Source organism: Mesorhizobium sp. M1329, from assembly GCF_040318035.1.
GTDB lineage: Bacteria > Pseudomonadota > Alphaproteobacteria > Rhizobiales > Rhizobiaceae > Mesorhizobium.
Genome location: NZ_JAMYLN010000017.1, coordinates 78213 through 98299, shown reverse-complemented (window position 1 = coordinate 98299; position 20087 = coordinate 78213). Strand labels below are relative to the sequence as shown.

20 protein-coding genes are annotated in these 20087 nt (G+C 62.6%); 7 read left to right on the top strand and 13 right to left on the bottom strand.

Features of this window, described 5'->3' with window-relative positions; genetic code table 11:
- Positions 1–2 precede the first annotated feature (2 nt).
- Together NKH21_RS18645 and NKH21_RS18640 are read left to right on the top strand one after the other, a co-directional pair.
- On the top strand, positions 3–431 hold the full coding sequence (locus NKH21_RS18645) for a DUF4440 domain-containing protein (protein ID WP_352660520.1): 429 nt from the start codon (positions 3–5) through the stop codon (positions 429–431).
- A gap of 49 nt (positions 432–480) precedes the next feature.
- On the top strand, positions 481–1740 hold the full coding sequence (locus NKH21_RS18640) for an ABC transporter substrate-binding protein (protein WP_352866745.1): 1260 nt from the start codon (positions 481–483) through the stop codon (positions 1738–1740).
- On the opposite strand, the gene NKH21_RS18635 is transcribed toward NKH21_RS18640, so the two are convergent.
- The 3 genes from NKH21_RS18635 to NKH21_RS18625 all read right to left on the bottom strand — a co-directional run bounded on the left by NKH21_RS18635 (position 1712) and on the right by NKH21_RS18625 (position 3936).
- Positions 1712–2713, bottom strand: a complete 1002-nt coding sequence (locus NKH21_RS18635; protein WP_352660526.1) for a sigma-70 family RNA polymerase sigma factor — start codon at positions 2711–2713, stop codon at positions 1712–1714. The genes NKH21_RS18640 and NKH21_RS18635 overlap by 29 nt on opposite strands.
- Before the next feature lie 9 nt (positions 2714–2722).
- Complete coding sequence (locus NKH21_RS18630; protein WP_352660529.1) at positions 2723–3262, bottom strand: dihydrofolate reductase family protein; 540 nt, start codon at positions 3260–3262, stop codon at positions 2723–2725.
- Positions 3263–3396: 134 nt separating this feature from the next.
- Positions 3397–3936, bottom strand: a complete 540-nt coding sequence (locus NKH21_RS18625; protein WP_352660532.1) for an Lrp/AsnC family transcriptional regulator — start codon at positions 3934–3936, stop codon at positions 3397–3399.
- 48 nt (positions 3937–3984) lie between these two features.
- Here NKH21_RS18625 and NKH21_RS18620 point away from each other — a divergent pair, with 48 nt between their 5' ends.
- Together NKH21_RS18620 and NKH21_RS18615 are read left to right on the top strand one after the other, a co-directional pair.
- Positions 3985–5166 carry an MFS transporter gene (locus NKH21_RS18620; protein WP_352660535.1) on the top strand — a complete coding sequence of 394 codons (1182 nt, stop codon included), beginning with the start codon at positions 3985–3987 and terminating at the stop codon, positions 5164–5166.
- 49 nt (positions 5167–5215) lie between these two features.
- Complete coding sequence (locus NKH21_RS18615; protein ID WP_352660538.1) at positions 5216–5644, top strand: GNAT family N-acetyltransferase; 429 nt, start codon at positions 5216–5218, stop codon at positions 5642–5644.
- Here the strand turns inward: NKH21_RS18615 and NKH21_RS18610 are convergent, their stop codons facing one another.
- The 9 genes from NKH21_RS18610 to murA form a co-directional block, all read right to left on the bottom strand.
- On the bottom strand, positions 5645–6775 hold the full coding sequence (locus NKH21_RS18610) for an anhydro-N-acetylmuramic acid kinase (protein WP_352660541.1): 1131 nt from the start codon (positions 6773–6775) through the stop codon (positions 5645–5647).
- 5 nt (positions 6776–6780) lie between these two features.
- Complete coding sequence (locus NKH21_RS18605) at positions 6781–7785, bottom strand: serine hydrolase domain-containing protein (RefSeq protein ID WP_352660544.1); 1005 nt, start codon at positions 7783–7785, stop codon at positions 6781–6783.
- A gap of 232 nt (positions 7786–8017) precedes the next feature.
- The gene (locus NKH21_RS18600; RefSeq protein WP_352660546.1) at positions 8018–9766 is read right to left on the bottom strand and encodes an ABC transporter ATP-binding protein; all 1749 of its coding nucleotides are present in this window, start codon (positions 9764–9766) and stop codon (positions 8018–8020) included.
- Positions 9763–10602, bottom strand: coding sequence for an ABC transporter permease (locus NKH21_RS18595; protein ID WP_352660548.1), 840 nt, complete (start codon positions 10600–10602; stop codon positions 9763–9765). Before NKH21_RS18595 ends, NKH21_RS18600 begins: the two co-directional genes overlap by 4 nt.
- On the bottom strand, positions 10602–11561 hold the full coding sequence (locus NKH21_RS18590) for an ABC transporter permease (protein WP_352660550.1): 960 nt from the start codon (positions 11559–11561) through the stop codon (positions 10602–10604). The genes NKH21_RS18595 and NKH21_RS18590 overlap by 1 nt, the downstream gene beginning before the upstream one ends.
- A gap of 33 nt (positions 11562–11594) precedes the next feature.
- Positions 11595–13115, bottom strand: coding sequence for an ABC transporter substrate-binding protein (locus tag NKH21_RS18585; protein ID WP_352660552.1), 1521 nt, complete (start codon positions 13113–13115; stop codon positions 11595–11597).
- A gap of 99 nt (positions 13116–13214) precedes the next feature.
- Positions 13215–14138: an N-acetylmuramic acid 6-phosphate etherase gene (murQ, locus tag NKH21_RS18580; protein WP_352661298.1), complete on the bottom strand. Its 924-nt coding sequence runs from the start codon at positions 14136–14138 to the stop codon at positions 13215–13217.
- 186 nt (positions 14139–14324) lie between these two features.
- Positions 14325–15215 carry a glucosamine kinase nucleotide-binding domain-containing protein gene (locus NKH21_RS18575; protein ID WP_352866737.1) on the bottom strand — a complete coding sequence of 297 codons (891 nt, stop codon included), beginning with the start codon at positions 15213–15215 and terminating at the stop codon, positions 14325–14327.
- Positions 15212–16468 carry a UDP-N-acetylglucosamine 1-carboxyvinyltransferase gene (gene murA / locus NKH21_RS18570; protein ID WP_352660556.1) on the bottom strand — a complete coding sequence of 419 codons (1257 nt, stop codon included), beginning with the start codon at positions 16466–16468 and terminating at the stop codon, positions 15212–15214. The genes NKH21_RS18575 and murA overlap by 4 nt, the downstream gene beginning before the upstream one ends.
- Before the next feature lie 186 nt (positions 16469–16654).
- On the opposite strand from murA, the gene NKH21_RS18565 reads away from it, so the two are divergent.
- Positions 16655–17503 (top strand): MurR/RpiR family transcriptional regulator, encoded by an 849-nt coding sequence (locus NKH21_RS18565; protein WP_352660559.1) that lies wholly within the window; start codon positions 16655–16657, stop codon positions 17501–17503.
- Positions 17504–17546: 43 nt separating this feature from the next.
- On the opposite strand, the gene NKH21_RS18560 is transcribed toward NKH21_RS18565, so the two are convergent.
- On the bottom strand, positions 17547–18218 hold the full coding sequence (locus tag NKH21_RS18560; protein WP_352660561.1) for a FadR/GntR family transcriptional regulator: 672 nt from the start codon (positions 18216–18218) through the stop codon (positions 17547–17549).
- A 195-nt stretch (positions 18219–18413) separates the two neighbouring features.
- Between NKH21_RS18560 and NKH21_RS18555 the strand changes: the two genes are divergently transcribed.
- Together NKH21_RS18555 and NKH21_RS18550 are read left to right on the top strand one after the other, a co-directional pair.
- A complete protein-coding gene (locus tag NKH21_RS18555) occupies positions 18414–19292 on the top strand; it encodes a fumarylacetoacetate hydrolase family protein (RefSeq protein WP_352660564.1) in 879 nt (292 codons plus the stop codon).
- On the top strand, positions 19289–20068 hold the full coding sequence (locus NKH21_RS18550) for an alpha/beta fold hydrolase (RefSeq protein WP_352660567.1): 780 nt from the start codon (positions 19289–19291) through the stop codon (positions 20066–20068). The genes NKH21_RS18555 and NKH21_RS18550 overlap by 4 nt, the downstream gene beginning before the upstream one ends.
- Positions 20069–20087: the final 19 nt, after the last annotated feature.

The following is a 20087-nucleotide window of genomic DNA, read 5'->3' as shown; positions in this document are numbered from 1 at the left end:
CCATGGACGAAAAGCCCTCCTTGCTTTCCCGCGCCAGCGCCGAGGTGGTCGATCTCCACCGCTTCTTCGTCGACTGGTTCAATGCGGCGAGTGCGGACAATGCAGATTTCAGGCGCTTCGAGCACGTCATGGGCGAAGGCTTCTGCATGGTTGCGCCGGATGGCAAGGTCCTCGATCGTGACGCGGTGCTCGACCATGTCAGGGCAAGCCGCGCCACCTCTGAGGGCGATTTCAGTATCTCGATCGAGGATATCCGGGCCGGCTGGCAACAAGGCGACACGATCCTCGTCTGTTACATCGAAGCACAGCAGCGCGCCGGCAAGCACAGCCGCCGTCGCTCGAGTGCCGTTTTCACCACCAGTTCATCGGCGCCCAACGGCGTCGAATGGCGACATCTGCATGAAACCTGGCTGCAGATGCCTGAAGGCTGAACAGGGCTCAAGACATCAATGAGAGTCGTGTAACGAAAGGGGAACAACAATGAAAAAGACCATACTTCAGATCACCACCGCGCTCGCTCTGCTGACAGCGGCCGGTGCAGCGCAAGCCGCCGATTGCAAGATCACCGTCGGCCTTGTCATGGAACTGACAGGCCCGGCCGGCGAGTACGGCCAGGCAGGCGCCAAATCGGTCGAAATGGCCTTCCGCGATATCAACGAGGCGGGCGGCGTGCGCGGCTGCGATCTAGCGACCGACACCCGCGACAGCCAGAGCCAGGGCAACATCGCCGTCGATGCCGCGACGCAGCTCGTGCAGGTCAAGAAGGTGCCGGTGATCATCGGCGGCATCATCTCCTCGGTGTCGATTCCGATCCTGACCTCGGTCACCGCTCCGGCCAAGATCGTCCAGGTGTCGCCTGCTTCCTCGTCGCCGACGCTGACGGCGCTTGGGCGCGACGGCAAGACCAACGGCATTTTCTTCCGCACCATCACCTCGGACGCACTGCAAGGCGTCGCCGCCGCCAAATACGCCATCGACAAGGGTTTCAAGAAGCTGTCGGTCGTCCACGTCAACAACGACTTCGGCGTCAACATGGTGGCGGAATTTTCGCGCGCCTATAAGGCGCTCGGCGGCACCATCGTCTCCGACACGCCCTACAATGAAAAGCAATCGAGCTATGCCTCGGAAGTTACCGCGGCGATGGCCGGCGAGCCCGATGGGCTTTATCTCGTCAGCACACCTGTCGACGGCGCAACCATCGCCCGCACCTGGATTTCGCAGGGCGGTGTCCAGAAATTCCTGCTCAATGACGGCATGAACAGCCCGGACTTCATCGAATCCGTCGGCGCCGACTATTTGAAGGACGCCTACGGCACGTCCTCGGGCACCAGCCCGACCGCATCGACCGAGTATTTCACCAAGAACTACAAGGAATTTTCGGGCATCGAACCCTCCAATCCCGCAGCCGACCGGTCCTATGATGCCGGCGCCATTGTCGGCTTGGCAATCGCCATTGCCGGCTCTGAGGATCCGGCCAAAATCAAGGATGCGATGTACAAGGCGGTCGACCCGGCCGGTACGCCGATCTATGCCGGCAAGGACGAGTTCGCCAAGGCGCTCAGCCTGATCAAGGAGGGCAAGCCGATCCGCTACGAAGGCGTCATCGGTCCGGTCGCCTTCGATAAGTATGGCGACATCACGGGCCCGTTCCGGCTCTGGAAGATCGTCGACGGCAAGGTGACGACCGACGGCGAAATGACGACGGATGACGTCAACGCCTTGCAGGCGAAGCTTCAGTAGGCCGCCTATGTCTTGTCCGGCATCGATCCCATTTCATTGAGGTCGATGCCGGACAGTTAGGCCGCCCGGAAACGACCACCGAACCAGCCGTCGGCATGATCCAGGGGCAGGCATAATAATCGGTGATGCGATTTATGATCCCGCCGGCGGCTTCGATCCGAACGGGATGGGCCGGCTTCCAACCGGCTTCGCCATGGTGGAGCACGAGCAGCACCGCCTCGCCATCAATCTCGCCAATCGCTATTTTCCAGGCCGTCGAGGCTCTTTCGTATTCGACGAAGTAAGGTGATTCCGACAGCCTGCCCTTGAAGCAATCCGCGACCCGCAATTGTGCGTCGGCGCTGGTCAGCGCCCGTACGCCGTCCCAGTCGCGGCGGTTGAACAATTCGACATAGCGCCTGAGCAATTCCAGAAGTTCCGGATCGCTTTGGCGCTCCGAACGGACGATTGGCTCGCCCGACAAGGCGGCCAATTTCGAGCGGCCACGGTTCAACGCGGCCTTGACGCCACCCACCGTCGAGCCGACGAGATCGGCAATCTCTTCTAGCGAATAGTCGAATACATCCTTGAGCAGGACACAGGCGCGTTCCTTGGGGGGCAGGTGGATCACCAGCCGTTCGATCGCGCGATCGGCGCCCTGGCCCGCCGGCTCGACCGGCAGGATGATCTCGTCCTCGGCGAAATTGGCCTCAGCCTGCTGGCGCACCTGCCGGCTTCGCAGGAAATCGATGCAGCGATTATGCGCGATGCGAAACAGCCAGGGGCGAAGGGCGCTCGCATCGTCCAGCTTCTCGATCTTCCGATACGCCTCGAACAGCGCCTCTTGCATCACGTCTTCGGCGTCGAGCGCCGAACCGGTCATGCGTGCGCAGTAGCGGTGCAGCCGTCCACGCAAATGCGCGACTGTTCCCAGGAAGCCGGCATAGCGGACGTCGAAAAGCCCTGTCGGGTCAAGTCTAGGCTGCATCTTCATGGTACACGATCATTGCGGGACATAGGTCAGCGTAATGACGCCGTTCTTGAAACGGTGCGTATCTATAAGCTCCAGCTTGACCAGCGACGGGTCGACATCCTGGAAAGCGCGTTTGCCTTGGCCAACGCGGGTCGGCACGATCGAGAGTTGATACTCGTCGACAAGCCTGTTGGCGAGCAGCGTCTGGTCGAGATTGCTCACTCCATACTTCAATATGTTGCCGCCGCTTTGCTGCTTGATACCAGCGATTTCGGCAGCGACGTCGCCTTCGATCAGCGACGCGTTCCAGCTTACTTCCTTGAGGCTGCGCGACGCGACGAGCTTCTTCAGCCCGTTCATGCGGTCCATGTACTTGCTGCCTTTGACCTGCGGCCAACGCGCCGAAAACATTTCATAGGTGACGCGGCCGAGCAGGAAAAAATCCGCCTCGCCGGCCTTTTCATAGGAGTGCTCCTTCATCTCCTCGTCGAAGAAGGGCGAGGCCCATTCCATTGGTGCCTCGATGACGCCGTCCAGCGAGATGAAGCTGCCCACGATCAATTTTCTCATCGCGTGTCTCCGGTTGCGCAACAGACATCGGTCGGACCCAAGGAACCGGCGAAAACGAAACCGGCCCGATCCACAGGATGCAGTGCCTAAGACGTTCCCGGTTCGACTTTGGATACGCGTGAGGATCGTTTGAGTTAATAGAGCGGCTTGGCCATGTGTCGGGGCGTCGGCCACTCCGTCGTAATCCCCGGCTGCACCGGCCGCTCGAGATAGGTCGAGAGCACGACGTAGCTTCGCGTCGAGGTAACGCCGGGTGTTTCGTACAGGCGCGACAGCAGCCCTTCGAGTGCCCGCGTGTCCTCGGTGCGGACCTTGATCAGCATGCATGTGTCGCCGGCCACCGAGTGGATCTCCTCGACTTCGGGGTGTTCGGAAATTGCCATCAGCTCCGGCGTCTTTCCCCACCCCTTCGTGTCGATATGGACGAAGGCAAGCAGCGGCTTGCGCACCGCCTTGGGATCGATGATGACCGCGGTGTTGCGGATGGCGCCGCTGCGCCGGAGGCGCTTGACGCGTTCATGGGCTGCCGGCGGTGAAAGGCCGACGCGGTCGCCGAGCTCGGCATAGCTGATCGTGGCATCGTCGACCAGAACGCCTAATATCTTTCGGTCGGTTACATCGATATCGCGGGCGGCAGGCCTGTTCTGCGGAATGCCATCTGTTTCTTCATTCATATTAAAATTCCCGATTGATGCAGAATTTAATACGGCCATTATTGCCATATGTCGAACACTGATCAAGTCGCCACATTCGCAGCTGCCCCCAAGCCGCCAATCCCGGCACTCGCTTACCTGCTGACCGGGTGCATTGCCGTGATCGGCTCGAACTCGCTGGTGCTCGGTCCGATCGCACCGGCCGTGGCCACGTCGTTCGGCACAAGTGTGCCGGCGGTTATGATCGCGTCCGCCGCGTTCGGACTCGGTACGTCGGCGAGCGCCTTGTTCCTGGCGCGCTATATCGACCGGCTTGGTGCCCGCCGCATGCTGCAAGGAGCGTTGCTGCTGCTGGCGATAGCGCTCGTCGCCAGCGCCGCTGCGCCGACAGTGACGGCGCTGGTCGCGGCCCAGCTTCTCGCCGGCATCGCTGCAGGTGTCGCCATGCCGGCAATCTACGCCAGCTCCGCCGCGATTGCACCGCCCGGTCGTGAAAGCGGCACTATAGGGGTCGTGCTGACCGGCTGGACACTGAGCATGGTCGCCGGGGTTTCGCTGTCGGCCGTACTTGCCGATCTGGTGCATTGGCGCGCCGTTTTCGCGGCGGTCGCGGTGCTTGCAACACTCGCCTTGGCCAGCCTGTCGCTGACGTCGCTGAGCGATGTCAGGAAGAGCGGTCCGGCGCCGACCCCGCTGGGCGCCTTGAGCGTTCCCGGCATCGTGCCGCTTCTGGTTGCCTGCGCCGCCTTCATGACCGCGTTCTACGGCGTCTACGGCTATCTTGGCGATCACCTTCACAATGGCTTGGGACGGCCGGTCAGTGCCAATGGGCTTGCCGCGCTCGCCTATGGCGCCGGCTTTGGTGCGGCGGCACTTCTTGACGGCGTTATCGATCGCCTGGGTGCGCGGCGTGTCATGCCGTTTGCCTACCTGCTCGTCGCGGTCGTCTATGTCGCGATTGCCGCGGCGAGCGGTAGTTTCCATTTGACCATAGCGATGATAGCCGTCTGGGGCCTTGCCAATCATTTCGGATTGAACGTCCTGGTGATGCGCCTCTCGGCGCTCGATCCTGCGCGCCGCGGCACGATCATGGGTCTGAACAGCGCGGTCACCTATCTCGCGGTGTTCGTCGGCACCACGGCGTTCGGACCGCTTTATTCCACATTCGGTTTTGCGGCATCGGCGCTGGTTGCAGCCTTGCTGATGCTGATCGCTGCTGCGGCGGCGGCGTGGCGTTCGCCGAAGCTATAGCGCAGCCAGGCTTGCGTCTCGGTCCGGTCCTTCGATAGATGCTTGATGGATGGACAATACAACGCTTGAGACAACCGCCAATCCCCTGCCGCAGGAACTCGCTTTTCTCGGGGAGCGGCTTGCGGCGTTCAACGACAGTGATGTCGGTGCCTCCGGCAGGAAGGCATTGGCCGTGTTCGTACGCGATGAGCGCGGTGCTATTGTCGCCGGCATCTCGGGATATACCGCCTGGGGCTGGCTCTATGTGCAATGGCTCTGGGTGGATGAACGGCTGCGCGGCCAGCGCATGGCCGGCCGGATGCTCGAAGCGGCCGAGAGGGAGGCAATGGCGCGCGGCTGCCACGGCGCCTGGATCGACACGTTCAATCCCAAGGCTGCCAAGGCCTATGAGCGCCAGGGCTATCAGTCCTTCGGCGTGCTTGCCGATTTTCCCATGGGCCGCAGCCGTATCTTCCTGCAGAAGAGATTGGCGGCTTGATTAGCCGGCAAGGCGTCCGCCGCGCATCGGCTGGGGCACACCGGTAGTACTGGGGAAGCTGATCGGCAAGCCTCTGAGCACGCGCACTGCCAGGAAGGCAAAGCACTCCGCCTCCACCGCATCGCCCTTCCAGCCCATCGCCTCGGCCGGCACGGCGTCGACACCGGCGCGGCTGGCAAGCATGGCCATCATCGTCGGGTTGTGTCGACCGCCGCCGCTGACCACCAGCCGCTTCGGCCGGTGTGGTAGAAGATCGAGCGCCTTGCCGACGGCGGCCGCGGTGAAGGCCGTCAGCAGGGCTGCGCCATCCTCGGCATTCATCCCGTCCGCCATCGAGGCGCCGAAATCGAACCGATCCAGCGATTTCGGATAGGGCTTGGTCAAGTAGGGATGCTGCAGGAGCTTGGCCAGCCGTGCCTCGTCGACCGTGCCGGCGCGCGCAAAGGCGCCGTCGCGGTCCATTTCGCCGAGCCCCTTCGACTTGATGAAATCGTTCAGCGGTGCATTGGCCGGCCCGGTGTCGAAGGCGACGACATTGTCCTTGCCGTCCCACCAGGTGATGTTGGCGACGCCGCCGAGATTGAGCACCGCCGTGTCGCCGCTGGCGTCGGCTTCGCGCAGCAGCGCGGCGTGATAGGCGGCCGACAGCGGCCCGCCCTGGCCGCCGGCGCGCATGTCGGCCGAGCGGAAGTCATAGGCGACTTTAGTGCCCAGGATGGCATGCATCAGTTCGCCATCGCCAAGCTGGCGGGTCTGGCCGAGCCGGCCGGCTTGCGGGGCACGATGCAGCACGGTCTGGCCGTGGAAGCCGACGACGCCGATGTCGGCCATGGTCAGGCCGTGGCTTTCGACAAGATCCTTGACCGCCGCGGACTGGGCGCGCGTCAGCGCCTCCTCCGCCTCGTGGAAGATTGCCGGTTCCGGCCCGGTGAAATTCCAGCTCCTTGCCTGGCCAAGCGTCTCTTCCAGCAAGGTCCGGATCGACTGCGGGTAGGGGGCCAGCGTGTAGGTGCCGAAATCAGCGATCCGCTCGCCGTCGGTCTTGATCAGCGCGACGTCGATATTGCCGTCCAGCACGGTGCCGGTCATCAGTCCGACGGCCCACATTGGTTCGGCATTTTTCGGATTCATGACTGTCAGGCTCCATTGACGAGATCGCCGACCACTTGGCGAAGCGCTGCGATCCCGCTGTTGAAATGACGTGTCGGATGAATCCGATTGGTGAGCAAGGTCCATGCTCTGCCTTCGTCGAAGTCGATCCACAGCCCGGTGCCGGTGAAGCCGGTATGCCCGATGGTTTCGGGGCTGCACAGCGCGCCGCCGGACCAGCCTTCGTAGGGTCGCTCCCAGCCATGGGTGCGGGTTGCCGACAAGGGCGTGCGCATCAGCGCTATCGAACGCTGCGACGCGCCGGTCCCGTCGAGCAGCCCTCGCGCAAAGTCGAGGACCGAAGCTGCCGTTCCGAACAGCCCGGCGTGAGCGGCCCCTTGCAATGCCGAGCAATTGTCGTCGTGGACCTCGCCTGACAGCACGCGATGGCGCCATGTGCAGTCTTCGGTCGCCGCCGCTCGATCCGGTTCGGCGGAGAACGCGAAGCCCGGGCCGGGATCCATGTCGCGAATGGTCTTGCCGGACAGGCGCTCCAGAACAAAGCCGAGCAGGATGAAGTTGATATCGGAATAGACCGGCTCCCCAGCCTGCCATTCGCGCTGCAGGATGAAGGCGCGCAGCAGCTCGGGGTCACGCCCATAGGTGTAGATCGGCGCAACGGCGGGAAACGGCGTCTGATGACCGAGACACTGGCGAAACGTCACCTTCCGTTCCCATGCTTTTTCGTCATATTGGCGCAGGTCGGGCAGCACCGAGATCAGCGGTGCGTCGAGATCGATGACCCCTTGTTCCGCCAGCGCCAGGATTCGCGGCGTGGTGAAGATGACTTTGGTCAGCGACGCCAGATCGAACCATGTTTCGATATGCATCGGCCTGATATCAGGCACGCGCTGGGCGAGGCCTGTCGCCCGCACCATCCGTGTGCCGCCGCGCTCGACGAGACCCAACACGCCGCCTGGAATACGGCCCTCCGTCACCGCCGCTTCGAGCGGCGCGAACGCGCGGTTGAAAAGCTGGGCGAGGTCGGTCAACGCCAGCCTCCGTCTGAGAGGCAGTGATCCTTCCCACCCCCCTCTGTCCTGCCGGACATCTCCCCCGCAAGGGGGGAGATTGGCAGTTTCGCCCCCCGCGCCCATTTCCTTCCGCGTTGAAAATTGGCGAAAGCCGACGCGACATCCAATCTCCCCCCTTGCCGGGGAGATGTCCGGCAGGACAGAGGGGGGTGCTGTCCCTCTGGCCTTTCATATCTTTGGGCGACAATCATCACACTTCCACCCGTGCTCTATGATCCGGCCCGAATTGCTGCCAATTGGCCGGGCCTGGCTCAAATCCCAGCGGACGCACGAGCGAGGGGACCTGGCGCGTATCCAGCTCGAAACGTTCATGCCGCCGATCTATGGAGGGAACGGCCGCGATAAGCTGTTTGGTATAGGAGTGCTTCGGCTCCGAGAGCACCGATCTGGCATCGCCGATCTCGACGATCTGGCCGGCATAGATGACCGCGATGCGATGGGCGATCCGCTCGACGACAGCCATGTCATGCGAGATGAACAGATAGGCCAGCCCGAATTCACGCTGCAGCTCGATCAAAAGCTCCAGCACCCTGGCCTGCACCGACACATCGAGCGCCGAAACCGCTTCGTCGAGGACGACAACCGAAGGATTGAGCATCAGCGCGCGAGCGATGCACAGGCGTTGCCGCTGGCCGCCGGAGAATTCGTGCGGATAGCGCTGCAGGCTGTTTTCCGGAAGGCCGACGCGTTTCAACAGCGCGGCCATTTTCGCCCGCGCTTCAGCAGTTATCCGTCCGCCGGTAGCGATCACCGGCTCCGCGAGAATGTTTTCCACGGTGAGTCTGGGATTGAGCGAGCCATAGGGATTCTGGAACACCATCTGCACGGGAAGGGCGCTCTGCCCGGCGGCGGCCTTACGCGCGCTGGCCGAGATTGTGCCGCGCGTCGAGCGCACCAGCCCCAGAATCGCGCGGGCGGTGGTGGACTTTCCGGAACCGCTCTCGCCGACGACCGCCAATGTCTCGCCCGGCATCAGCTCGAAATCCACACCGTCAACGGCATGGACGGCACCGCTGGTACGGCTGAGAAAACCACCCTTGACCGGAAATCGCACCACGAGGCCATCGACCTTCAGCGCCGGCTCGGCAGCTTTTTGCTTTTCGCGTTGCGCGTCCCTGCGTGTCGCACTGCCGTCGGTGAAATGCGGCACCGCATGCAGCAGATGCCGCGTATAGGGATGCCGCGGATCGTCCAATATCTGGTTCAGCGCGCCCTGCTCGACAGCTTCTCCGCTTTGCATCACCATGATCTTGTCGGCGATGCCCGCAACCAGACCGATGTCGTGGGTGATGAAGATCATCGACATCCCGGTTTCCTGCTTCAACTCGGCGAGCAGCGCCATGATCTGCGCCTGCACCGTAACATCCAGCGCCGTCGTTGGCTCGTCGGCAATGAGCAGGCGCGGGTTGCACGCGAGCGCCATGGCGATCATCACCCGCTGCAGCATGCCGCCCGAAAGCTGGTTGGGCGTGTATTTCAGCCGCCGTGCAGCGTCGGGAATACGCACGCGGTCGAGCGCGTCCTTGGCCGCCGCCGTCGCTTGCCGGCCGGTCAGGCCGCGATGCAGGCGAAACGATTCCTCGATCTGCCTGCCGATGGTCAGCACCGGATTGAGCGAGGTCATCGGCTCCTGGAAGATCATGCCTATTTCGCCGCCGCGGATCTTCGTCAGTTGCGGCTCGGTCGCGGCGGTCAGGTCGAAGATGCTGTAGTCGGCCCGCCTCAGCTTGATCGAGCCCGCGGTGATGCGGCCGCCGCCATAATCGACGAGGCGATTGATCGACAGCGCCGTAACCGATTTGCCCGAGCCGCTTTCGCCGACGATGGCCAGCGTTTCGCCGTCGGCGAGATCGAAGCTGACGCCGCGCACGACCTCATTGGCTTTCGGGTTGCGGCCGAAGCCGACGCGCAATCCGCTGACGGACAGCAGCGGGATCATGCGATCGATCTCCGCATCATCGGGTCGAGGACATCGCGCAACGCATCGCCGAGCAGGTTGAAACCGAGGATGCTGATCATGATTGCCACGCCCGGGAAGATCATCAGCCAAGGCGCTGTCTCCATCAGATTGCGGCTGTCGCTCAGCATCAGGCCGAGCGACGCGGCGGGCGGCTGCGTGCCGAGCCCGAGGAAGCTTAAGCCGGCTTCGGTCAGCAGTGCCCAGGCCAGCGCCAGCGTCACCTGAACCGTCAGTGGCGCCACCAGATTGAGCAGCAGATGCCGTGTTACGATATAGCCCGCACTGCTGCCGAACGTGCGGGCCGCGTCGACGAACTCGCGCGCCTTGAGCGACAGAGCCGGACCTCGCACGACGCGCGTGAAGATCGGCGTGTAGACGATGGCGATGGCAATGACGCTGGTGGAGGTTCCCGGTCCCGCAACCGCGACGATCAGCAGCGCCAGCAGGATCGCCGGGAACGCCAGCAGAACGTCCATGATCCGCATTACCAGGCCGTCCCAGCGGCGCCCGAACCAGGCTGCCGCCAGCCCGAGCACCGTGCCGGCCAGTGTCGCGAAGGCGACCGAAAAGAAGGCCACGATGAAGGACTGGCCGATCCCGGTCATCAGCCGGCTTGCGACATCGCGGCCGAACAGATCCGTGCCCATCCAGTACATGCTGTCAGGCGCATGCAGCCGCTCGACCCGGTGCTGCGTCAGCGGATTGTCCGGCGTCAGCCCCAGCATGCCAAGTACGGCAAGCAGCAGATAAAGCGCAACGATGGCACCGCCGATGCGGCCGCTGGTGTGCGCAAGTATAGCCCGCAATGTCGCCATCAGTGCTCGCTTAGCCGAATACGCGGGTCGAGCGCGACATAGGCGAGGTCGACTAGGAGATTGACGATCATGAAGTTGAAGGCGATGAACAGCACGCTTCCCTGCACCAGCGCATAGTCGCGCTGCAGGATGGCATCCAGAACCATGCGGCCGAGACCGGGCAGCGCAAAGATCTGCTCGACGATGACTGCCCCGCCCAGGAGATAGCCGAACTCTATGCCGCTCAGCGTCACGACCGGGATGAGCGCGTTGGGCAAAGCATGCCGCCAGATGACGTCGCGCGCCGAAACGCCCTTGCTGCGCGCCGTCCTGACATAGTCGTCGCTGAGCACATCGAGCATCGCCGAACGCGATATGCGGGTCACCGAAGCCGCGAAGGCAAATCCAAGCGTGACCGCAGGCAGCAACAGCTGGCCGAGATTGCGCAGCGGATCCTGCCACAGCGGCGAAAACTCGCCCATCGCCGGCAAAACGCCAAACCCCGCCGACAGCGTGTAGATGATCAGCAGGGCAAGGACGAAGTTCGGCGTCGACTGCCCGATCATTGCGACAACGCGCACGCCGAGGTCGGACAGCTTTTCATTATGGGTGGCGGCAAAAATCCCGGCCGGCATGCCGACAACCAGGGCGATGACCATCGACAGCAGGGCGAGCTCCAATGTTAGGGGGAAACGCTCGAGGATGACGTCGAGCACCGGCCTGCCATAGGTGGACGAAATGCCGAGATTACCTTGGAAAAGACCAAGCAGCCAGCGCCAGTACTGGATGAACCAGGGCTGGTCGATGCCGAAATAAGCTGCAAGCGCATCGCGCTGCTGCGGCGTCAGCAGGCCGGCTTCGGTCCCCAGCATTGCCGTGATCGAATCGCCCGGAACCATCCGGATCGCCAGGAACACCACGATGGACACGCCAAGCAGGACGAGAGGGAAGGTCGCCAGTCGCCGCATCAGATAGTTCACGCGAAGAACATCCTCTCGTCCGGCATCAAAGAGCTACTGGATCGTCACCTTGGCGAGGCTGAACAGCGAACCTGTCGGCACCGGTTCGAATCCTGCGATATTCTTCTGCTGTGCCGTGTAGCTGTAGGACGTGTAGAGCCAGATCCAGGGCGACATCTCAGTGATGTGCTTCTCGAAGTCGGCGAAGATCGCTTTGCGCGCTGCCGGGTCGGTCTCGGTGCGGCCCTTCTGCATAAGGCTGTCCAGCGTGTCGTCGATATAGTTCGCGACCTTCTGCAGATTGCCCGTCTTGGTCCAGTAGCGGTTGTACATAGTGTAGGGATCGGCCCTGCCGCCGTTCAGCGCGACGGCCATGTCGAAATCACCCTTTAGCCAGGCATCGACGTAGACGTTGAGCTCCATCATCTTGATGTCGAGCTTGACGCCGATTTCTGCGAGTTGCGACTGGATGACCTGGGCTTCCGCCGCTGCCGTCGGCGGCTCGCCGGTGGCGCCGATCACGGTCGCCGAAAAGCCGTCGGCATAGCCGGCCTCAGTCATCAACTGCTTGGCCTTCACAATGTCGCGCTTATAGCAGAACAACTTGCTTGGATCGGTCGCCAGCGCCGGGATGGTCAGCGGGCCGGTGACCTTGCCTTCGCCGAGCGAGGCGGTGTCCAGCACTTCCTGCCGGTCGATGGCGCAGGAGATCGCCTGACGCACCTTGAGTTCGGTCATCGGCTTGCGGGAAGGATTGAGCTGCAGCACGTGATAGGCAAGTACCGGCACGCGGTTCAACTGCAGGCTGGCTTCCTTGGGCACCAGCGTGGCGACAAGCGGATCGTTGAGCAGGGCAAAATCGATCTGCTTGGTGCGCATCGCTGCCAGGATCGCCGTCTCGTCCGGCAACACGCTGATCTCGATGCCGTCGACACCGATCGTGCCGCCCGCCCAATCCTTGTTGGCCACAAGCACTTCCTTGGAATTCGGATCCCATTTCTCGAGCTTGAACGGACCTGAGCCGATCGTCGTCGTGCCAATCGAGCCGGCCGTGATTTCGCTTGCCGGGACGATCGCCGCATTGACGTCGCTCATCGCCGTCAGGATCGGCACATCCGGCTGCGAGAGGTGGAACACGACGGTGGCTGGATCGGGCGTGTCGATGCTGGCGATCGAGAGAAAGTTGGCGCGCGCCGCAGCGCCCGTCTTCTCGTCGAGTATGCGCTCGAACGATGCCTTGACGTCGGCCGAGGTCACGGCGGCGCCGTTCTGGAATTTTGCTTTCGGATTGAGCTTGAAGCTCAGCTCCTTGCCGTCCGGCGAGAACTGCCATGAATCGGCAATCGCGGGCGTGATTTGCAGGTTTGCGTCGAGCCGCACCAGCGGTTCGTAGATCAGCTCCAGCAGCCGCAGTGAGGAGAATGCCGTCTGCTTGTGGGGATCAAGACCGGTGGCGTCCTGCGACCACGCCATATGCAGCGTCGCCGCACTCGCCTGCACCGGTAGCGCGGCGAGGCCAACCATTGCCGCGAGCGTCATGCCGGAAAGCAGTTTCTTGCCAATGTGCCGTACCATTGTCGTCTCCCATTATTGTTAACCCAGATGCCTTGCAGTTCCCCGGACCGCTTCAAAGGGACACACGCCCCGGAACATCGGCCCAGCATCCATGCGGTCTTACACGGTCTTTTCGCCTATCGCCTTGCGCAGGAAACCTCCCGCGTTGGCAAGCGCCTTACGTGCTTCTTCGACACCCATGCCGGTGATCGTCACCAGGATTGCCAGTTTTACATCATTGCCGGTCTGGTCGAGCGCCTGTCGTGCCTGCTGTGCCGCGCAGCCGGTCGTCTGCATCACGATCCTGACCGCCCTGGCGACAAGCTTCTTGTTGCTTGGATTGAGGTCAACCATCAGATTCTGATAGCTCTTGCCGATACGGATCATACTGGCGGTAGACAGCATGTTGAGCACCAGCTTTTGCGCCGTTCCCGATTTCAACCGGGTCGAGCCGGTGAGGACCTCCGGGCCAACCACCGGAGAGATGGCAATATCGGCAATGCCGGCGATGGTTGATCGAGGATTGCAGGACAGCGCCACGGTGGTGGCTCCCACCTCCTTGGCATAGGTCAAGCCGCCGATGACATAGGGTGTGCGTCCGCTGACAGCGATGCCGACCACCACGTCGTCGGCGGTCAGCTTGATGTCCTGCAGCGCCTTTATTCCCTGTTTCGGATCGTCCTCAGCGCCTTCCGCAGAGTGCACCAGTGCGTCGACACCACCGGCGATCAGGCCCACCACCATGTCTTCGGGTACGCCGAAGGTCGGCGGACATTCCGAGGCGTCGAGGACGCCGAGCCGGCCGCTGGTGCCGGCGCCCATATAGACAAGGCGTGCACCGTTCTGGAACGCGCTCACAATCCGGTCCACGACCGCCGCAATGTCGGGGATGACCTTCTCGACGGCTGCCGCAACGCCTTTGTCCTCGTCATTGATCTTGCGCAGCACCTCGAGGGTCGGCAACAGATCGATGTCCATCGTCTTCGGGTTCCGGTCCTCGGAAACCAGCCGCTCCAGCTCCGACATCAACCCTTGTTCGACCACTTCGCTTACTTTCAAGTGCGACTGCGAGCAGGACTGTGATGCCCGCGGCAAGCGGCGTCCAGTGCCTGCACCTGGCCGTCGGCTCGGATACCGGCTGCGCCGGTTCTGTTTCGTTAACTTTTTAGAATTCGATATTCTCTCTGTCAACGGAAAGCAGGAATATTATATTCCTTGCCGAGCAAGGCATCACTGGCGGCAGAGCGATTTTCTGGCCAGGATTATGGCTCCCGAAACCGCGTCGCCGTCGGCCGGCTTCGGCCGTCGGCGGACGTCGGGAGCGAGCCATGGCTCAAGCGGGCTGGACAAACCTCCGAGCAGCGTAATCCGCGGCGCGCCTTTTTCGAACAGCACCCGCACGAACGTGTCGATCTGCTCGGCAGCGCCCTGCACGATCCGCCGACCGGCCGGATCGCCCTGGTCGGCATGGCGGATCACCATCGGCGCCATGGCGGCATAGTCCGTCGCGCTGGCGCGGTCCATCCAGGCCACGGCCTCGAACGGATCGTCCCTGAAGCGCTGCATCACCTCGGCCAGCAGCGCCGTCCGCTCATGCCGGCCGTCATGGGCTCGCAAGGCAAGCTGCACTGCCTTTAGTCCGAGATCGGCGCCGCTGCCCTCGTCGGAAATCGGAAAACCGTAGCCGCCGACGCGCAGGTCGCGCCCTTCGACAAAGCCGAGCCCGATCGACCCGGTCCCGGCTATGACGATGGCGCCGTCTTGACCCGAATGCGCGCCAAGGCAAGCCGCGATGCCGTCGCTGACGAAGTCGATGGTCGCAAAGGGATGTTCGATGCCACGAAACGCCTCGAGCGCACCCTTACGGCCGATACCGGCAACACCGACACCGGCGCGGATTCTGGCGATTTCCGCCGCCGCGAACCCTGCCTCTTCGATCGCCGCGCCAAAGGCTTTGGCAATCGAGGCCCAGGCCGCCTCTATACCGAGCCGCGTTGTCGCCGGGCCCGACAGGCCTTGCCCGAGCACGGTTCCCGCCTCGTCTTCGATACGCGCCCGGCAGCCGGTTCCGCCGCCATCGACGCCCAGGAAATAATGCGGAGACGCCCCACCGGCACTCATTGCCTTATTCGTTCGATCTGGGCGCCACACAGCCGAAGCTTGCGGTCCAATTGCTCGTATCCGCGGTCGAGATGATAGACGCGGTTGATCGTCGTCTCGCCCTCCGACACCAGCGCCGCCAGTACCAGCGAGACTGAGGCGCGCAGGTCGGTCGCCATCACTTGCGCGCCCTTCAGCTTCTCGCCTCCGCGCACCAGCGCCATGGTGCCTTGCAGCTTGATGTTGGCGCCGAGCCGCATCAGTTCGGGCACATGCATGAAGCGGTTCTCGAAGATCGTCTCGCGCAACAGCGAAGCGCCCTCGGCACAGCACATCAACGCCATGAACTGCGCCTGGAGATCGGTCGGAAAGCCCGGATAAGGCTCCGTCGTCACGTCGACCGCCTTGAGCGACCCGTCTCTCGATACGATCAGCCCGCGGTCGCCCGGCCATATTTTCATACCGGCTGCTTCGAGCAGCTGGACGACAGATGCCATGTGCTCGAGCCGGGCATGAGTCAGCTCGAGCTGGCCGCCGGTAATAGCCGCTGCGACGGCATAGGTGCCGGCCTCTATCCGGTCCGGGATGATGTCGTGCGTGGCGGCGCGCCAGTCTGTGCTGCCCGCGATCAGGATGCGGTGCGTGCCAGCGCCCTCGATCCGCGCGCCCATGGCGTTCAGGCAGGCGGCAAGATCGGCCACCTCCGGCTCGCGCGCCGCGTTGAGGATCTCGGTTTCTGCTTTTGCAGTCGTCGCCGCCATCATCGCCGTTTCGGTCGCGCCGACCGACGGCGAGCTCAAAACGATGCGCGCGCCTTTCAGTCCGCCCGGCGCCGACGCGACGATCAGTCCGTTTTCGATCGCGATATCGGCGCCAAGTGCGGCAAGTGCGGCGACATGCATGTCGACCGGCCGTGCGCCGATCGCGCAGCCGCCAGGCAGCGAGACCCGGGCATGGCCGAAGCGGGCAAGCAGTGGACCGAGAACCAGCACCGTCGCGCGCATGCGCCTGACTGTATCGTAGCTTGTCTCCCTGGAGACGGCAGCACTGGTATCGATTGTGGCGGCATGCGCCGATCTGGTGACCTCGGCCCCATGAAGCCCGACGACGCCAAGCATGTTGTCGACATCCGTCACCTCAGGCAGGTTGGTTAGCTGCAGCGGATAAGGGCTAAGCAACGCCGCCGCTATTTGCGGCAAGGCCGCGTTCTTGGCGCCGGAGATCGTCACCGCGCCCTCAAGCCTGCGCCCGCCGACGATCCGCAATTTGTCCATAGCTCTGACCTAATCCCGAGCTGTCGGCGAGTCTACGATCTTTCATGTCCGAATCGTCGACGTGCCCGAAGGCTGGGCCGAAACCGCACCGGTCGAGATTTGATGGTTCATTCTTGGCTGTCAATCAGAGACGGAATAATTTATTCCTTGGGTTGGCATTGTCGATGACAGGCAACGGGGGAACGCATGTCCGTCCTGAAGAAGATCGAGGCCAAGCTCGAAATCATGGCGCCCGGCGACCGCGAGATCGGGCGCTATATCGTCGACAATCCCGACCAGATGCTCCGCCTATCGACAGCGGGGCTTGCCGCCGAGATCGGCCGCAGCCAGTCGAGCGTCGTCAAGTTCAGCCAGAAGCTCGGCTATGCCAGCTATCAGGAGCTTAAGCTCGCCGTCAGCGAGGCCAAGTCGCAGGAATGGCACGTGCCGGCTGGCATGATCCACGGTTCGATCGAGGTCGGCGACAGCTATCTGGTCATCCTGCGCAAGCTGATCGGCAGCAAGCTTTCGTCGATGCAGCAGACCGTCGCGGCCAACACCGAGCAGGAAATCGGCAAGGCCCTTGAAGCCTTGAACGGTGCGCGCCGCATTCATTTGGCTGGCGTCGGCGCATCCTCGCTGGTGGCGCGCGATTTTTCCTACAAGCTGATGAAGCTCGGCCGCAACGTGCTGCACGACAGCGACAGCCATGTGCAAATGGCCAATGTCTCGACGCTTGGACGAGGTGACGTGCTGTTCGCGCTCTCCTATTCCGGGGCGAGCATCGAAACCCTGCGGATAGCCGAACTCGCCCGCAAACGTGGCACCACCGTTATCGCCGTCACCGGACTTCGCGACAATCCGCTGAGCCAGGTTGCCGACATTCGCCTCCACACGATCGCCGATGAAGAGCGCGCGCGCTCGTCATCGATAACCGCGCGCGACGCACAACTGACGCTAACCGACCTGCTGTTCATCCTGCTCGTGCAGAAGCAGCCTGACGCCAATGAATACGTCCACAACAGCGAATTGGCCGTCTCGGTGCTGAAGGCTTAGTCGTTGGACGCGTGTCACCCGCCCTCCTTGACCAGTGCGTTTACTAGCGGCCCAGAAGGTTGCGCTCGACTGTCTTGAGATGGGCGAGCATCGCCTGGTTGGCGCTTTCCGGATCACGGCGCAGCAATGCATCCACTATCGTCTGATGCTCGTCGCAATAAACGCGCCTGCGCTCCTCCGAGAATGAGCGCTTTTTCATTTCGAACCAAGGCGATTGGTTGCGGATCGTGCGCATGAGATTGTGAATCTCTTTCAGGAAGTCATTGCGGCAGCAGGCGAAGACGCGGTGATGGAACTCGGCGTCCCAATGCTCGAAATCCGGCATGTCCTCGGCAGCGCATGCGATCTGATGTGCTTCGCGAACGGCGTTTAGTTCCGCCATGCTGGCATTGGTGGCGGCGAAGGCCGCCGCCGCCGGCTCCAGCAGCTGCCTGATCTCCATCATGTCGGCGGGGCTGGTGCCTTCCATCCGCGTGACCGTTGCCGCGATGGAATCGGGATTGGTCGCGGTCAGAAAAGTGCCGCGCCCGACATGCCGGACAACGGTTCCGTCCTCCTCCAGGAATCCGACGGCGCGGCGCACCGTATTGCGCGCCACGCCGAACTCGGCCGCAAGGTCGCGCTCGGGCGGCATTCGCCCGTCCTGAAGCCACTCGCCGGCCGAAATCCGCTTTTTCAGCACAGTGGCGATGTCGTTGGCGACGAGCTTGGGCATTTGTTGAGAACTTTAATCTGATCCAATGTTGAACCAATACTATCAGCCAGTGCCCCGCTGGTCCAGCACCAGATGAGGCCTGGGCATGTTTTGCCAAGCCAATCAACGAAATCCCTCTTGCGGCCTAAACCAATCGGCGATAGCGTGTAGCGAAAGAGCAAGATATTGGCTCACAAAAGGTTCAGGGAGGAACGAATGAAGGTCGCGACGTTTTCGATCGCCGGCGAACGGCGCGTCGGCGTTGTCGATGTCGATAATCAGTCGGTCGCGCCATTCGATATTCCTGTCGAACAGGCATTGTCGGGTGTGCTGGCGCTGTTGCGGCGCAACGGCGCCGGGATGCCGCGCACGCTGTCGCCGGTACCGCTGGCGCAGGTCGAACTCGAGGCGCCGATACCTTTGCCTGCCCGCAACATCTTTTGCGTCGGCAAGAATTATCATGAGCACGCCCATGAATTTGCCCGCAGCGGCTTCGATTCGAGCGCCGCTGCCGGCGCCATTCCACAGCATCCAATCATTTTCTCGAAGGTCCCGGAATCGGTCGTTGCAACGCATTCGAGCGTGCTGATCGACCCTTCCATATCGACTGCGATCGATTATGAGGCGGAACTGGCCGTCATTATCGGCAAGGGCGGGCGCGGCATCTCGAAAACCGACGCTTACGATCACGTCTGGGGCTATACGATCGTCAATGACGTCACCGCCCGAGATCTCCAGGGAAAATACAGCCAGTGGCTGATCGGTAAGTCGCAGGATACGTTTTGCCCGATGGGCCCATGGGCAATCACCAAGGATGAGCTCGACCTGGAAAACGCTGCGGTGCGTTGTTTCGTCAACGACGACCTTCGCCAGAATTCCAAAATATCGCTGCTCATCTTCGATATCCCGACGATCATATCGACGCTGTCGCAAGGCATCACTTTAAAGCCGGGCGACATCATCGCCACCGGCACACCGGTCGGTGTCGGCATCGGCTTCGATCCGCCGAAATATCTCAAGGCCGGCGACATTGTCCGGGTCGAGATCGACGGCATCGGTACGCTGGAGAACCGGATCGTGGAGCGGGTGCAATGACGACTGTCACCGTCGGGCCGATAGTCGCGGAAAGCACCGGCGAGGGCGAACCGGTGGTGATGATCCACGGTCTCGGCGGAACCTCGAACATGTTCCAGCCGCAGTTGGAAGCGCTGTCGGCTTATCGTGTCATCCGCCTAGACCTGCCGGGCTCCGGCCGTTCGCCGCGGCCGCTCGATCCGTTGACGATCGAGCTCATGGGCGATGCGGTCGTCCGTGCGATGGCTGGCATGGGCGTCGCCCGGGCACATTTCGTCGGCCATTCCATGGGCACGATCGTGTGTCAGTTGATCGCAGCGATGCAGCCCTCGCTGGTCAGGTCGCTAGTCTTGTTCGGTGCGCTCGCCGAACCGACCGAGGCGACGCGGCAAGGCCTTGCCAACCGTGCGCGATTGGCGCGATCAGGCGGTATCGCCGACATTGCCGACCAGATCGTCGCCAATGCACTGTCGGCCCATACCAGGGAGACCTCGCCGGCCGCCGTCGCCTTCGTGCGCGAATCCATCACCAGGCAGGACCCGGAAGCCTATGCCCGCAGCTGCGAAGCCCTGGCCAAGGCGGCTGCCGTGGATACGCGCCGGATTTCAGCGCCGACCCTTTTGGTTACCGGCGACGCCGACACGGTCAATCCGATGAGCGTCGGCCAGGCGCTTGCCGACAGGATAAAGGGAGCGATATTCTTGTCCCTCGATCGGTGCGGCCATTGGGCCACGGTGGAGTGCCCCCGCGAAAGCAGCCAAAAGCTCGCCGATTTTTTGAGACGCGTTGATAGGTGAGGATCGGAATTCGGGCGTA